The organism is Marinobacter sp. R17, assembly GCF_003789045.1.
GTDB classification, from domain to species: Bacteria; Pseudomonadota; Gammaproteobacteria; order Pseudomonadales; family Oleiphilaceae; genus Marinobacter_A; species Marinobacter_A mangrovi.
This window is the reverse complement of sequence record NZ_RHGZ01000019.1, coordinates 54,684-67,917: the sequence shown is the minus strand read 5'-3', so window position 1 is coordinate 67,917 and position 13,234 is coordinate 54,684. Positions and strand designations below refer to the sequence as shown.

Genomic DNA, 13,234 nt, shown 5'->3' with positions numbered 1-13,234 from the left:
CCGATCGGCCTCAATCCCACTGTTTGATGCGCATGGCAGGTTCGAAACTGGGCGCTCGCGCGTCGATCACCAGCTCGTATTGGGCCTTGCCGGAGGCCTTCTGAATGGTAAAGCTGGCGTCCTTGCGGTAGTAGTGGTCGTTCGCGCCCTGGCCATTGAACACCGCGCTCAGCTCGTGCTCGCCAGCCGCCAGATTTCCCAGATACAGCCGCTGCACCCCACCTTGCTCAAGCGCCTTGCGTTCCCTTTCGCTGTAGAGGTGAGATACCGCCGAATGGCCGTCCAGCGCCAGTTCAACAGAGTCCAGCACAAAGTAATCCCGGGCATCGAAGGACAGGTAGACCGCTACCTGAGTGTTCGCCGGATTGAGGATATCCTCTTCCAGCTGGAACAACGTGTGGTTAAGGCCGGCGACATCGGCCTTGAGTGAGGCAATATCGTCACTGAGGGGCTCGGCCGCCAGCGCACCGGTGAACAGCAGGCCGGTGATGAGCAGGATAAGGCGCATCGGTACTCTCGCGATCAGTGTCCTGAGGGTTCATCAAGCCCGATGGCAGCAGGCGCCCGGGCTTTCGGTAACAAAGCGTAACACCGGCCCGGCTGCTGAAACGGTACCTGGATCACCAAATGACAAGTCGGGCTTGTCACACCGTTCCAAACTGTCGACATCATTTACACATGCCAGGATAAAGCGCGAGAGAGAGAATGACGGTCTCGTCAAAAAATGAATTAGAGGTCTGTTTTTAATGTCTTTTTTTTAGGCTGGCAAAGCGCGTGCTTTGACCTAATTGCGGTGCAATTCTTCGATGAAGGGTAAACCGTTCGATATGCCGAGCTTCGCCGATGCGCCTCAACCGCATCGGCTTTTTTTGCCCTGCGATGCCTGAATGCGCCAACCGACAGGCCGGTTGGCGCTGACGCAGGAAGCCCGACAGGGCAAGGCAACAGGTCGCCCCCATCCTCGCCTGATTATTTGTTGGGCTTCCTGCGTCAGCCCAACCTACGAGGCGGAAGCGTAACCCCAGGGTTTCCGGTGGCAACAGCGCGCCGGGGATGGGAGCCTCGGCGCGCCACTACCCGCCGGATTATTTGCTGAGGAACCGCATGGCGGATTCCAGACCGTCGATGGTCAGCGGGTACATGTGGTCCCCAACCAGTTGGCGGGTCATGCCGATAGAGCCACCGGTTCCCCAGTAGTTCTCCGGCAGCGGATTGAGCCACACCACCTTGCGGAAGTGATCCTGCAGACGCTGGAACCAGACGGCACCGGCCTCTTCGTTCCAGTGCTCGATGGAGCCGCCGGGATGGGAAATCTCGTACGGCGCCATACTGGCGTCACCGATGAAGATGACCTTATAGTCCGGCGAGTACTTGTGCAGGATGTCCCAGGTGCTGGTGGTCTCGTTGAGGCGTCGCACATTGTTCGTCCACACGCTTTCATAGATGAAGTTGTGGAAGTAGAAATACTGCATGTGCTTGAACTCAACACGCGCCGCCGAGAACAGCTCCTCGCAGACGCGGATGTGCGGATCCATGGACCCACCCACGTCGAAGAACAGCAGCACTTTGACGGCATTGTGCCGTTCCGGGACCATTTTCAGGTCCAGATAGCCGGCGTTTCGGGCGGTGGAGCGGATCGTATCGTCCATGTCCAGCTGATCGGCGGCACCCTGTCGGGCAAATTTACGCAACCGTCTCAACGCGACCTTGATGTTGCGGATGCCCAGCGTGATGCTGTCATCCAGATCCTTGAAGCCCCGCTTTTCCCAGACCTTGACGGCCCGGCCGTGGCGCCCCTTTTCCTGCCCGATGCGGAAGCCTTCCGGGTTGTAGCCGTGGGCCCCGAACGGAGACGTCCCGCCGGTGCCGATCTGGCGGTTACCGCCCTGATGCCGTTCTTTCTGGTTTTCCAGGCGATCCTTGAACGCGTCGATCAGCTCCTGCAGCCCGCCCAGCGAATCGATCCTGGCTTTGTCCTCTTCCGACAACTGTTTCTCGAACTCCTTGCGCAGCCAGTCTTCGGGAATCAGTTGCTGCATCAGGTCGTCGAGGTTCTCGATGCCGTCAAAGTAGGCGGTGAACGCCCGGTCGAACTTGTCGTAATGCCGCTCGTCCTTCACCAGGCACAGGCGCGCCAGGTAATAGAACTCCTCCATGTCGGCAAAGGCCAGACGGTGCTGTAGCGCGTCCACCAGATCGAGATACTCACGCAGACTCGCCGGCACACGGGCACGGCGCACCTCCATGAAAAAATCAATCAGCATAGTGTCCTCCTTACAGAGGCCGTCGGATCAGCTCCGGCGACGCGCCATGAAGGCCAGTTTCTGCAACAGGTGAACGTCCTGCTCGTTCTTGACCAGGGCGCCATAGAGCGGCGGCAGCGCCGAGGAGGTGTCCTTCTCCTGCAACATCTTGGCGGACAGTTCGTCGGCCATCAGCAGCTTGAGCCAGTCCACCAGCTCGGAGGTGGACGGTTTTTTCTTCAGGCCGGGCACCTTGCGCACGTCGAAGAAGACTTCCAGCGCGTCCCGGACGATCTGTTGCTGGACGTCCGGGAAATGCACGTCGACGATGCTCTTCATCGTGTCGTGATCCGGGAAGCTGATGTAGTGGAAGAAGCAGCGGCGCAGGAACGCATCCGGCAGCTCTTTCTCGTTGTTACTGGTGATCACGACGATCGGACGACGTGTGGCCTTGACCACTTTCTGGGTCTCGTAGACGTAGAACTCCATGCGATCGAGTTCCAGCAACAGGTCGTTGGGGAATTCGATGTCGGCCTTGTCGATCTCGTCGATCAGCAGAACCACCTGCTCGTCGGCCTCGAAGGCCTCCCACAGCTTCCCCTTGACGATGTAGTTGCTGATGTCGTGCACCTTGTCATCACCGAGCTGGGAATCCCGCAGGCGCGAGACCGCGTCATACTCGTACAGTCCCTGCTGGGCCTTGGTGGTGGACTTGATGTGCCAGGTGATCAGCCTTGCCCCCACGCCTTCGGCCAGTTCCTCTGCCAGCATGGTCTTGCCGGTGCCCGGCTCGCCCTTGATCAACAGCGGGCGCTGCAGGGTGATGGCCGCATTGACCGCCATCTGGAGGTCTTCGGTGGCGACGTATTTTTCGGTGCCAGTAAACTTCATGGTGTCTGTCCTTTTATTTCGGGTCGGTGCTCACATGCGCGAGGAGCCGGGGCCCTGCCGACGTTATTCTGATTTTTTATCGTCGGTATCCCCGTTTTCCGATTCGCCTCGCTTACGTTCCTCGTCTTCGAGGTCCGGAAGGTCGTCGATATCGGAGAGATCAAAGTCTTCGAGGGAGTAATCGTCGTCTGTCTCGCTGTCCTCATCCCCCGAGTCGGACAGGATATCCTCTTCCGCCGCGGCCAGATCGGCCTCGTCCCGGCGCGCCTCTTCCAGGAACCGCTCTATGTCATCGGCGGTGTCATCGATCTCCGGGTTTGAGGTGCCGTCTTCGTCGTCCACCGGCCAGGCTTCGTCCATGTCGGCCGTCTCGGCAGGCTGCTCGTCCAGCGTCGGGATGTCGTCGGCGGCGTCTTCGGCAACCGGTTCGGCCGCTTCGGTGGCCACCGGCGGCTCCGGCTCTTCCTCAGCGACCGGTTCCGGCTCCGGTTCAGCGACCGGCTCTTCCTCGATCACTGGCGGTAACGGTTCCTCTTCTTCCAGCGGCTCCTCCAGTGGCGTCTCTTCCACGGGAGCCTCTTCCTCCGACTCGACAACCGGTGGCACGTCGCTCTCCGGTTCGACCGGCGTTTCTTCCTCGGCGACATCGGCCTCAGCGGTCTCGTCCTCGGCGTCTGTCGCGGCGGCACCCTCGTCGTCCGGGTCTTTTTCGTCCTTTCGTCTCGCCCGGGCAATCGCAAACCCGACGGCGGCGATTGCGATGACACCGCCACCGGCTCCCCAGGCCCACCAGGGAACATCGGCCAGTAGGGAGCCTTCATCGCCGTTGTCGTCGGTTTCCGCGGGCATGGCCTCTTGCGGCGGTTCCGCAGGCTCGTCACTGGCCGGCGATGCCGGCTCGGATGGGGTTTCCACCTGCGATGTGTCGATGGGCGGCGCGATCGCCGGCGCGGGTTCGACCTCCGATTCCCCGGTAACGGCCGGCTGTTGCACTTCGCTGGTTTCGGCAGCGACGTCCGGTGCGGCTTTTTCGGGCTCAGGTGCCGGCGCTTGGGCAGGCTCGGCGGCTTCGTTCTCTGCCAGGGGGATGGGCGCTGTGCCTGCCTGACTGGAATCGCCTTCGTCCGCGCCAGTTACCGTCTCAGCACTCAACGAGGTATAGGCCGTCTGGTCGCCACCTTCGCGGGGGAAGGTCGCGGTAAACGTCGGCGGTGCATAGTTCAGGGCCTGTCCGTCTGTCGTGCTGCCCTGGAAACGGACCTGGACTTCATAATCCCCGTTACCGGCTGAGGGTTTGATCACCTTGCGCCAGACACCCGCCTTTTGATCGAATGGGGCCGGCTCAAAGTCGCCGTCACCACCCTGCCCCGGCGGCTGCACCCGGACACCCACCATGGCATTGCTGCGATCGAGATCCGGGTGCTCCGGACGGACTTCCAGCACATACTGACTGCCACTTCCCGAGCCTTCGCCTTCAACCGACACGCTTGCCGGCGGGCGCAAGGTGATGCGAGCGGTGAACTGACGGGCAAAGGTCTTGCCGTCTGCCGCCAGCTTGAGATCGTAGGTGCCGGGTTCGCTCAGCTTTTCAATGGTATCGCTGTAGACGCCATCCGCCGGTGGCGTGTCGCCGGACAGCGTTTTGCTGCCGGATCGGCCATCCTGGGTCGACAGGGTCAGGGACACATCGAGGACGCCCAGAAAATCCGGATTGGTGATCGGCTTGTCGTCATCGTAGAAGGAGGCATCGATCGACACCGGCTCGCCGGTGTAGAAAAAGTTCGGCACCGGCGACACCGCCATGCGCAGATCACTGACCACCGTCACCCGGGATTGCTCGCCGAGTTCGCCGTCCACCTGCCATTCGCCTTCAGCCGGTTCGTCGACGGTGATCAGGTCGTAGGCGCCTTCCGTGTACCAGCGCACGTTATCCGGATGCTGGTCGTGGGTGATTCGTTTGCGGTCCGGCGTCATCAGGGCCAGCGGTTGGTCGTCGCCCTCATGGAATATCAACGCCGTGAATTCGTGCACGTCCTCGCTGATGCGGAAGCGCTTGTTCTCGATCGGCACTTCAGGTTGGGGTGCCGCGGTGTTCAGGGTTTCGGCGAACACCCGGTTCAGGGCATCGGCATCCGGCGCCACGGAGAACGTACCGCCGGTCTCCACGGCCAGACGCTCAAGCAGTGCGAGATCGGCATTTTTGGACAGCGCGATGGTGTGAATCGTGGCGCCCCGGGACCGGATGCGCTCCACCACGTTATCAAGGATGCGATTGCGCTCGCGAGCGTTGACCGCGGCGTCCTTCGAAATATCGACGACGCCATCGGTCAGCAGGATGAAGTGGGTGTTGTCGAAGCGGCGGTCGCCGTAGAAATCGTCACTGGCGACTTCCAGGGCCTCACCGATATTGGTCCGGAGCGCGACCGAATTGATCTTTGAGGAGCGTTTGACGGCGGTGTCACGCCACTTCGGCGTCACTTCGCCGGACGGCACCAGCATGTTGACGTATTGGCCGAAGGTCCAGACGCCCCCGCGGGCATTGTCCGGCAGCATCCGGGCCAACAGTCGTACCGCGGGCTGACGCAGGTTGTCCGGATCGCTGTCCTTCATGCTGCCGGAGATGTCCACCACGATGCGGACATCCTGGGGCTCCGGCAAGGCCGGTGCCTTGCTCCCATCGGCTTCCTGGGCTATTGCCCCGGGAGCCTGGAAAACCATCAGCGCCAATAGAGAGAGAGAAAGCAGAAAGCGGGACCAGGAAGCAGTCATCATAGCGTTATTATCTGTCGCATCCGTAAACGTGTGTGACGGAGATTAGCGCACGGGGCCCCGCCCAGAAAAGCGATTTAGTCGGCCGCCATCAGGCCTCGCGGCGCCAGATCCGCACCCGGACCAGATCCAGAATCCAGACAATCAGCACGCATCCGCCAACCAGCACCATGTTCGAGAAGGCCCGAGCCGCTTCTTCCGTGTGACCGAGTATGGTTTCATAACCCCCATGCAGCCAGGCCGGAATCCACCAGTTGGCCGCCTCCGTGGACTGGACCGGTGTCAGCAGCAGCGCCACCAACGCGGCCAGAATCAAGGTGCGAATCCCGTAGACCGGGATGATGCGCAGCAAACGCGACATCAGGAAAACGAAGATCAGGAAGCCGATGGCGTACACGGCCCAGAAAATCAGGTAGGCCGCCTGGGCCTGCGAGTCCATCTGAATTGGTAAATCGATCACTTAAAGTACCCAATGAATGATGTGTTCTTCCCAGTCCGCTTCCGGCACGCTGGCGTTGGAAACGGTGCGTTGGCGCACGGACACCTGAGCCCGATGGACACTGTCAGGGTCACCGGAGACCAACGGATGCCAGTCCGGCAACGGCTTGTCCTCCGCCAGCAGGCGATAGGCACAGGTTTGTGGCAGCCAGTGGAAATCGCCAACGCTGTCGGGTGTCAGCACGATACAATCCGGCACCTTTTCCTGGCGCCGGCTGTAGACCGTGCATTGGCAGCTGTCGCCATCCATGTATTCACAGGCCAGGTCGGTGTAGTAAACCTCGCCCGTGTCCTCATCCTCGAGCTTGGTCAGGCAGCACTTGCCACAACCGTCGCACAGCGATTCCCACTCTTCACGCGTCATCTCGTGAAAGTGCTTACGTTGCCAGAAAGGAATCGCTGCAATCATTACTCTTTCTTCAGTTTTTGCTTGAACTCAACCATGTAATCCGCCTGCTCTTCCGGCATCTGCAGATAGAAATCCTTTTCCTCGATGGCCGACAGCACCTCTTGCCCCGTGGTGCGCGCCAACTTGCGATCCGGCGTCAACAGCAAGTCCATCGCATGGTGTGGTGTCCCGAAGATGCTGCGCAAGCCCTCGGGCAGATCGTCCCAGACCTGATTGCGACGGACGTACAGGTACGTATCGGCTTTTTTGCCGCTGCGGAATACGGAAACAAACTGCCGGTTCATTCGCTCAATACTCTCGATACATCGTCCAGGACCGGCGCCAGCATGTCACCGCGCCAACCTTCAGTGAAAAAACGCGCCGCGTCATCGTTGCTGTCCCAGCGACGGATACAGGCCTCGATACGCTTGCGCGGGGCCACCAGTTCAACGGGAACGTCGCGGGCTTCCGCCTCACCCCGGAACAGGCGCTTGACCTGTTTGAACAGGCCCTGCTCGTCCCGGGTCAGCGGCGTTTCAATTCTATCAGTAATGCCTTCGCTCGACTCGCCGCGCTCGACGCACGCGAGCAAGGTGTCGCCATAACGACGCACCACCACCGGCGGCACCTCCTGCAACGCGCCCAGCGCGCCCTTACTCTCCGGCATGCGCTCTGCGATCCGGATCAACGCCGCGTCGGCCAGCACGCGGCTCCGTGGGCGATCTCGACGACGGCATTCCTGCTCGCGCCAGGCAGCCAACTCACGCAGGACCGCCTGCTGGCGAGGATTCAGCTGCCAGCCACCGCGTATTTTCAGGTAATAGTCCTCGGGTTCGCCCTGACTGGCCAAGTCCTTGGCAAAGCGTTCGCTCTCTTCGAGCCAGGCGGTATAGAAGCCCCGCTCCTCGAGCAGGGTCGTCAACCGTTCGTACATCGGCTCCAGATAGCGGATGTCCTCCAGGGCGTACCGGCACTGAACGTCGGACAGCGGGCGGGCCAACCAGTCGGAGCGGGTCGCGGATTTGTCGATGGCCACATCAAACAGGGTTTCCACCAGCTTGGCATAGCCCACCGAGAAGCCCAGACCGGCCAGCGCGCTGGCCAGCTGCAGATCCAATACGGCTTGAGGTTCCAGGTCCAGCCAGTGGCGGAACAGCTCCATGTCCTCGCTCATGGCGTAGAGGAGCTTGGGCCGCTCGGTACCGGCCAGACAGTCGCGGAAGGCTTGCGAGGCTTCGGCGACCGCCGGTTCCACCAGGCGCAGATCCTCCCCGAGGCCCAATTGCACCAGCCCGGGAATCGGGAAAAAGGTGCTGACCCGCTCGAACTCGGTGTCCAGGGCCAGTGGCCGATCCGGCGCCTGCGCCAGCCAGCGATCGAGTTCTTCAGGCGTGTTCAGCCAGCGCACAGTGGAAGTATCAGTCATGAAGCGTTCCAGGTTGGATGGAGGCGTTTCGATCGGAAGGAATCATTCGCTCAGGGGCTTGCGGCCGCGGAAGGCGTGGCCGAGGGTAAAGCCGTCGACGTACCCCAGTTCGCCACCCACCGGAATACCGTGGGCCAGGCGTGTGATCAAGACATTCTGACCGTCCAGCCGATCGGCGATGTAGTGGGCCGTGGCCTCGCCTTCGACGGTCGGGTTGGTGGCCAGGATCAGCTCGGTGACGCCCTCGTCCCGGATCCGCCGCAGGAGCTGTTCGATGCCGATTTCTTCCGGGCCGACGCCATCGATGGGCGACAGGTGCCCCATCAACACAAAATAGCTGCCGTCGTAATAGCCCGCCTGCTCGATGGCCAGCAGATCCGACGGGCTTTCCACAACGCACAACGTGCCGGTGCGGCGCTTGTCGTCGGCGCAGAGGTTGCACAGGTCGGTGTCGGCGAAGTTCTGGCAGGAATGGCAACGCTGGACGCCGCTCATGGCGTTCTGCAAGGCGCTGGCCAGGCGTTCACCGCCGCCCCGGCCCCGCTCCAGCAAATGGAACGCCATCCGCTGCGCGGTTTTCTGGCCAACACCCGGCAAACAACGCAACGATTCTACAAGTTCATCGACCAGCGGACTGAAAGCCATCCGGATTCCTCTACTGCTTATTCGTTATCAAGAGCGTAACGTCAGAACGGCATCTTGAAGCCGGGCGGCACACCCATGTCGGAGGCCATACCGGACATACGCTCCTTCTGATGCTCTTCGACGCGTCGTACCGCATCGTTCACAGCCGCTGCCAGCAGGTCTTCCAGGATTTCCTTGTCTTCGGTGAGCAGCGAGGGATCGATGTCCACTTTGCTCACATCGTGACGGCCGTTCATGGTGACTTTGACCAGTCCGGCGCCGGCTTCCCCGGTCACCTCGGCTTTTGCCACCTCTTCCTGGACGCGTTTGAACTCGTCCTGCATTTGCTGGGCCTGCTTCATCAGGTCGCCCATACCTTTAAACATGCGTAGCACCTCAGTACTGGATATCGGATTCACCTGACGGCGTTGTGCGGCTTTACCGCGGGATTTCAACCCTGACCACACCGGTTTTCACGCGTCCGTCAGACATTCCTCTTGGACAGCGACCTATTTGACCGGTTCGATACTGCCGTCCACAATCGCCCCGTCAAACCGCTGCATGATCGATTGTACGATCGGATCCCCGGCAATCGATGACTCGGCCGCCTGTTGGCGTGCAATCCGGGCGCGCTCGGCGAACGCCGCCGGCGTGGCTTCCCCGGGCTCACCTTCCTGCAACGTCACCGTGACAGACTCTCCGAAGAAGGCGCCGAGCGCTTCGGTAATCCGCGAGACGTGCCGATCATTGAGCAGCCGCGCGTGACCGCTGTCGAGGGTCAGAATGACATCTTTACCCGTTTTCGCGAACGCAGCCTGACTCGCCAGGTTGCCCGCCATGCCACTCAGCCCCAGCGCCCGGAAATCCCGTTGCCATTCAAAGTTCGCCGGATCGGCGGTTTCCATGGGCTCGTTAACTGGCCCTGAGCGCTCAATGGCGGCTGTCGGGGCCGGCGCTGGCTTGTCTTCAACAGGCGCTGCTGGAGCCGGCTGTGCTGGCGCCGATACCGGAGGCTGAGGCTCCGGTTGCGGTTCAGGCGCTGGCTGCTCTGCTACCGGCTCCGACGCGGACGGCACCTCTTCCGGCAGATCCATGTCGACCTCACCATCGGCAGAAAGCGAGGGATCGTCATAGGCGCTCAGCGGCACCGATTCTTCCTGCCGGGCCGAGGCTTGCACGGGTTCCGGCTCCTCAGCCACAGCGGGTGCCGGTGCCGGTGCGGGTTCCGGTTCGGCGACCGGCGCGGGCGGAGGCTCCGACGGATCAGGTGTTGCCTCAGCGTCGGCTTGTACCGGCGAGGCAGGTTCTGGTTCCGCTTGCGGTTCCGGCTGTGGCGTGGGTTCAGGCGCCGCCGCGACCGATTCGGTGGCCGGTTGGGCGGGCGCAGGCTCGGGATCGTCGCCCGGCGTGCCGGCATCACGGCGCTCACTGCTCTGGATCACGGGTGGATCGCGGCGATCAGTTCCCGGACGGAAGGTCAGCATCCGCAGCAATGCCATCTCAAAGCCCATGCGGGCGTCCGGAGTAATCGCCAGATCTTTGCGGCCCACAAGAGCGGCTTGATAGAACAGCTGGGCGTCTTCGGCACTCAGCTGCCGCGCCATCGCCTTGACGTGCTCCGCATCGCCCATGGCGTTGTCGGCGCTGCCGGGCACGACCTGTTCCAGGGTGACCCGATGGAACAAGGACAACAGGTCACTGAGAATCACGCTGTAGTCCGGCGCAAACTCCGCAATCCGGTGAATCTCGGAAAGCATCGCCGGACCATCGCTGCGCACCAGGGCATCCACAATCTGATGGATGTCCCGCTGGTCGATGGTACCCAGCATGGCGCTAACGTCACTGGCCGCCAGCTTCTGGTTGCCAAAGGCAATCGCCTGATCGGTCAGGCTCAGGGCGTCCCGCATACTGCCGTCGGCAGCCCGGGCCAGCAGCCAGAGAGCCGGCTCTTCGTAGGGAATGCCTTCCTCGGTCAGCACGTAATTGAGGTGACCGACGATGTGTTCCGGCGTCATCCGTTTGAGATTGAACTGCAGGCAGCGGGACAGGATGGTCACCGGCAGTTTCTGCGGGTCCGTGGTCGCAAACAGGAACTTGACGTGGTCGGGCGGCTCTTCCAGCGTTTTCAACAGGGCGTTGAAACTGGAGTTGGAAAGCATGTGGACTTCGTCGATCAGGTAGATCTTGAAGCGGCCACGGGTCGGCGCGTACTGGACGTTATCCAGCAGCTCGCGCATGTCCTCGACCTTGGTGCGGGACGCGGCGTCGATTTCGATGAGATCGACAAAACGGCCACCCAGGATCTCCTGGCAGCTGTCACACTCACCGCAGGGCGACGACGTAATCCCGGTTTCGCAGTTCAGGCAGCGGGCCAGAAGCCGGCCAATGGTGGTCTTCCCCACCCCGCGGGTTCCGGTAAATAGATAGGCATGGTGCAGGCGCTCATGGTCCAGTGCATGAACCAGTGCCTTGAGCACATGTTCCTGCCCCACCATGTCCTGAAACGTCTTTGGCCGCCATTTTCGGGCCAGAACCTGATAGCTCATCGAATGCGTCACGTCCCGTTCAAACCGGGCTTAACGATAGCATGGACAGCCAGTGATAAGAAGGAAACCGCGCGCGAATACCGCACGGGCAGGCGTCATACCAATATACCGTAGCCGGCTGATTTGGCTGGATTTTAAACAAGGAGAAAATCGGGGATGTTCAACAGGGAGGAAACTGGGGGTGACTCCACCAGCGACACTCCGGCACCCAAGTCCACCGCTGCGGCTGCTCCCTTCCGGGCCTGACCGGGTTCACGGTTTATTGTTGCGGAGGCACCGGCGGAGCCACCATAACGATCCGGTATTGCCCCGGATGCGGCGCGCATCTTAGCAGGCCGCACCGGCGGCATCAACGCCTTTTTGAAGATGGATTTACAGAGCGATGCCCTGTATCGGATCCCGCCGGAACCAGCAGGCAATGCTGTAGCGGGTCCGCTGCGCGGCAAGCACTTCGTGGGGCACGTCTTCGCTGACGAAAAGAGCCACCCGACCGGCTTCCGGCAGAACCTGACCACAGACCTCATCCGGATTTTCCCGGTTGAAGATCTGCAGCAGACCGCCATCCGCCGCCTGCCAGCCCTCGTTCAGGTACAACACGAGGCTGATGATGCGTGACGAACGACCACGAAAGCTGTCCACATGGCAGCGATAGAAATCGCCCGACTCATAGGTCGCGTAATGCGCCTCGAATCGCTTCAACCCCAGGAACAGGCGCTGGTTCAAGCCGTCCTGGATGGACTGGAAAAGCGAATACAACTGACCTTGCGGCCCCGTTTCCCCGTTCAGCCACGCGATACGGTCACGACGCACCGAGCGGTCATGGGTGTGATCCTTGCCACGCCCGACACCCGCCGTGTCCAGCGCTTCCGAGCGGTGAAGGGTCTGCACCTCACCACGCAGGTCGCCCATCAACCCGTCAGGGACGAGCGGCAGGATCGACTGGCTGGTCCAGCCGAATTCAGCCAGGTCGTCACAAACCGCATCCAGCCACGACTCAATAGCCGCCGAACCAGCAGGTTGCTGAAGTGCAAGATCAACCGCAGCCGCGGCATCGAAAGGAACAGAGGGCATGGCCATACCTCAAACAGAACTGCCAGCAGTGTACGACCAAACCCGCCCTGCTGCCCTCTTTTTCTGGTCGGACCGGATAGGGAATGATCCCTACGCTGAATCATGATGAGGCTGGTCTACATCAGTGCAAGCCGGCGTCTGTTGGGCTTCCTCCGTCAGCCCAACCTACCGGAGGTACCATTGAACTGAGGGGAAACGGCTCATGTAGGTTGGGCTGACGCAGGAAGCCCAACACAACCTTACCTTTCACCAAACGCCTCCCCGCCCAGGTCATCAATACCTGCCCAATCGGTATCCATCCAACCTCTCGCAACGTATCCATGTATTGTCGAATGCGGCCAGTCGATGGGACGCTCGACCCAGCCGTGTTTTACCGGGTTGTAGTGGATATAGTCGACATGTGTCTCCAAATCCGCCTGATCCCTGATCTGGTGTTCCCAGAAGCGGCGCTGCCATAGCCCACGTTCTCTCTTTGCCTCACGGCTGGGTGCGATACGCTCCCCTCTTTCAATCCTTCTTGAGAAGCCTGCCTTGATTAATGACCAGCGGCGCGGGTAATTGGCGTCGTTTTCCGGTAAGCGCCAGATCGCATGCAAATGTTCCGGCATGACCACCATTGCCACAAGCGAAAATGGATGCCTGGCTTTTACCTCATACATGACTGAACGGAGATCGCTAATTCGGCGAACCAAAAGGTCTGAATTGCGCTGGGCAAGATTTACCGTGAAAAAGTAAGTCGCTCCCGGAATATCGGATCGACGGTACTGCATATGATGCT

General features: G+C 61.0%; 13 protein-coding genes and 1 other RNA gene. All 14 read right to left on the bottom strand.

Annotation, left to right across the window (positions count from 1 at the left end; translation table 11 throughout):
• Nucleotides 1-10: 10 nt before the first annotated feature.
• The 14 genes from EB809_RS14070 to EB809_RS14005 all read right to left on the bottom strand — a co-directional run bounded on the left by EB809_RS14070 (nt 11) and on the right by EB809_RS14005 (nt 13,226).
• On the bottom strand, nt 11-508 hold the full coding sequence (locus EB809_RS14070; protein ID WP_123635465.1) for an AraC family transcriptional regulator: 498 nt from the start codon (nt 506-508) through the stop codon (nt 11-13).
• A 577-nt stretch (nt 509-1,085) separates the two neighbouring features.
• Nucleotides 1,086-2,264 (bottom strand): vWA domain-containing protein, encoded by a 1,179-nt coding sequence (locus tag EB809_RS14065; RefSeq protein ID WP_123635464.1) that lies wholly within the window; start codon nt 2,262-2,264, stop codon nt 1,086-1,088.
• A gap of 27 nt (nt 2,265-2,291) precedes the next feature.
• Nucleotides 2,292-3,134 carry an AAA family ATPase gene (locus EB809_RS14060; protein ID WP_123635463.1) on the bottom strand — a complete coding sequence of 281 codons (843 nt, stop codon included), beginning with the start codon at nt 3,132-3,134 and terminating at the stop codon, nt 2,292-2,294.
• Between the two features lie 63 nt (nt 3,135-3,197).
• Nucleotides 3,198-5,906: a VWA domain-containing protein gene (locus tag EB809_RS14055; protein WP_123635462.1), complete on the bottom strand. Its 2,709-nt coding sequence runs from the start codon at nt 5,904-5,906 to the stop codon at nt 3,198-3,200.
• 88 nt (nt 5,907-5,994) lie between these two features.
• On the bottom strand, nt 5,995-6,363 hold the full coding sequence (locus EB809_RS14050; RefSeq protein WP_317848724.1) for a hypothetical protein: 369 nt from the start codon (nt 6,361-6,363) through the stop codon (nt 5,995-5,997).
• Entirely contained in the window at nt 6,364-6,810 is a 447-nt protein-coding gene (locus EB809_RS14045) for a YcgN family cysteine cluster protein (protein ID WP_123635461.1), read from the bottom strand. It lies immediately after the preceding gene.
• Nucleotides 6,810-7,094: a YcgL domain-containing protein gene (locus EB809_RS14040; RefSeq protein WP_123635460.1), complete on the bottom strand. Its 285-nt coding sequence runs from the start codon at nt 7,092-7,094 to the stop codon at nt 6,810-6,812. Before EB809_RS14040 ends, EB809_RS14045 begins: the two co-directional genes overlap by 1 nt.
• Nucleotides 7,091-8,215, bottom strand: coding sequence for a ribonuclease D (locus EB809_RS14035; protein ID WP_123635459.1), 1,125 nt, complete (start codon nt 8,213-8,215; stop codon nt 7,091-7,093). The genes EB809_RS14040 and EB809_RS14035 overlap by 4 nt, the downstream gene beginning before the upstream one ends.
• Before the next feature lie 42 nt (nt 8,216-8,257).
• Entirely contained in the window at nt 8,258-8,860 is a 603-nt protein-coding gene (recR, locus tag EB809_RS14030; RefSeq protein ID WP_123635458.1) for a recombination mediator RecR, read from the bottom strand.
• Nucleotides 8,861-8,901: 41 nt separating this feature from the next.
• Nucleotides 8,902-9,225: a YbaB/EbfC family nucleoid-associated protein gene (locus EB809_RS14025; RefSeq protein ID WP_123635457.1), complete on the bottom strand. Its 324-nt coding sequence runs from the start codon at nt 9,223-9,225 to the stop codon at nt 8,902-8,904.
• A 123-nt stretch (nt 9,226-9,348) separates the two neighbouring features.
• Nucleotides 9,349-11,385: a DNA polymerase III subunit gamma/tau gene (dnaX, locus tag EB809_RS14020; protein ID WP_123635456.1), complete on the bottom strand. Its 2,037-nt coding sequence runs from the start codon at nt 11,383-11,385 to the stop codon at nt 9,349-9,351.
• Nucleotides 11,386-11,570: 185 nt separating this feature from the next.
• An RNA gene (gene ffs, locus EB809_RS14015) (signal recognition particle sRNA small type) lies at nt 11,571-11,667 on the bottom strand.
• 90 nt (nt 11,668-11,757) lie between these two features.
• The gene (locus EB809_RS14010; RefSeq protein ID WP_190294912.1) at nt 11,758-12,456 is read right to left on the bottom strand and encodes a 2OG-Fe(II) oxygenase; all 699 of its coding nucleotides are present in this window, start codon (nt 12,454-12,456) and stop codon (nt 11,758-11,760) included.
• Nucleotides 12,457-12,695: 239 nt separating this feature from the next.
• Entirely contained in the window at nt 12,696-13,226 is a 531-nt protein-coding gene (locus EB809_RS14005; RefSeq protein WP_123635454.1) for an REP-associated tyrosine transposase, read from the bottom strand.
• Between the last annotated feature and the right edge of the window lie 8 nt (nt 13,227-13,234).

What these genes read in the sequence shown, in the direction of transcription:
- EB809_RS14070 (WP_123635465.1), bottom strand. Translation starts at nt 508, where the DNA reads ATGCGCCTTATCCTGCTCATCACCGGCCTGCTGTTCACCGGTGCGCTG.
- EB809_RS14065 (WP_123635464.1), bottom strand. Translation starts at nt 2,264, where the DNA reads ATGCTGATTGATTTTTTCATGGAGGTGCGCCGTGCCCGTGTGCCGGCG.
- EB809_RS14060 (WP_123635463.1), bottom strand. Translation starts at nt 3,134, where the DNA reads ATGAAGTTTACTGGCACCGAAAAATACGTCGCCACCGAAGACCTCCAG.
- EB809_RS14055 (WP_123635462.1), bottom strand. Translation starts at nt 5,906, where the DNA reads ATGATGACTGCTTCCTGGTCCCGCTTTCTGCTTTCTCTCTCTCTATTG.
- EB809_RS14045 (WP_123635461.1), bottom strand. Translation starts at nt 6,810, where the DNA reads ATGATTGCAGCGATTCCTTTCTGGCAACGTAAGCACTTTCACGAGATG.
- EB809_RS14040 (WP_123635460.1), bottom strand. Translation starts at nt 7,094, where the DNA reads ATGAACCGGCAGTTTGTTTCCGTATTCCGCAGCGGCAAAAAAGCCGAT.
- EB809_RS14035 (WP_123635459.1), bottom strand. Translation starts at nt 8,215, where the DNA reads ATGACTGATACTTCCACTGTGCGCTGGCTGAACACGCCTGAAGAACTC.
- recR (WP_123635458.1), bottom strand. Translation starts at nt 8,860, where the DNA reads ATGGCTTTCAGTCCGCTGGTCGATGAACTTGTAGAATCGTTGCGTTGT.
- EB809_RS14025 (WP_123635457.1), bottom strand. Translation starts at nt 9,225, where the DNA reads ATGTTTAAAGGTATGGGCGACCTGATGAAGCAGGCCCAGCAAATGCAG.
- dnaX (WP_123635456.1), bottom strand. Translation starts at nt 11,385, where the DNA reads ATGAGCTATCAGGTTCTGGCCCGAAAATGGCGGCCAAAGACGTTTCAG.
- EB809_RS14010 (WP_190294912.1), bottom strand. Translation starts at nt 12,456, where the DNA reads ATGCCCTCTGTTCCTTTCGATGCCGCGGCTGCGGTTGATCTTGCACTT.
- EB809_RS14005 (WP_123635454.1), bottom strand. Translation starts at nt 13,226, where the DNA reads ATGCAGTACCGTCGATCCGATATTCCGGGAGCGACTTACTTTTTCACG.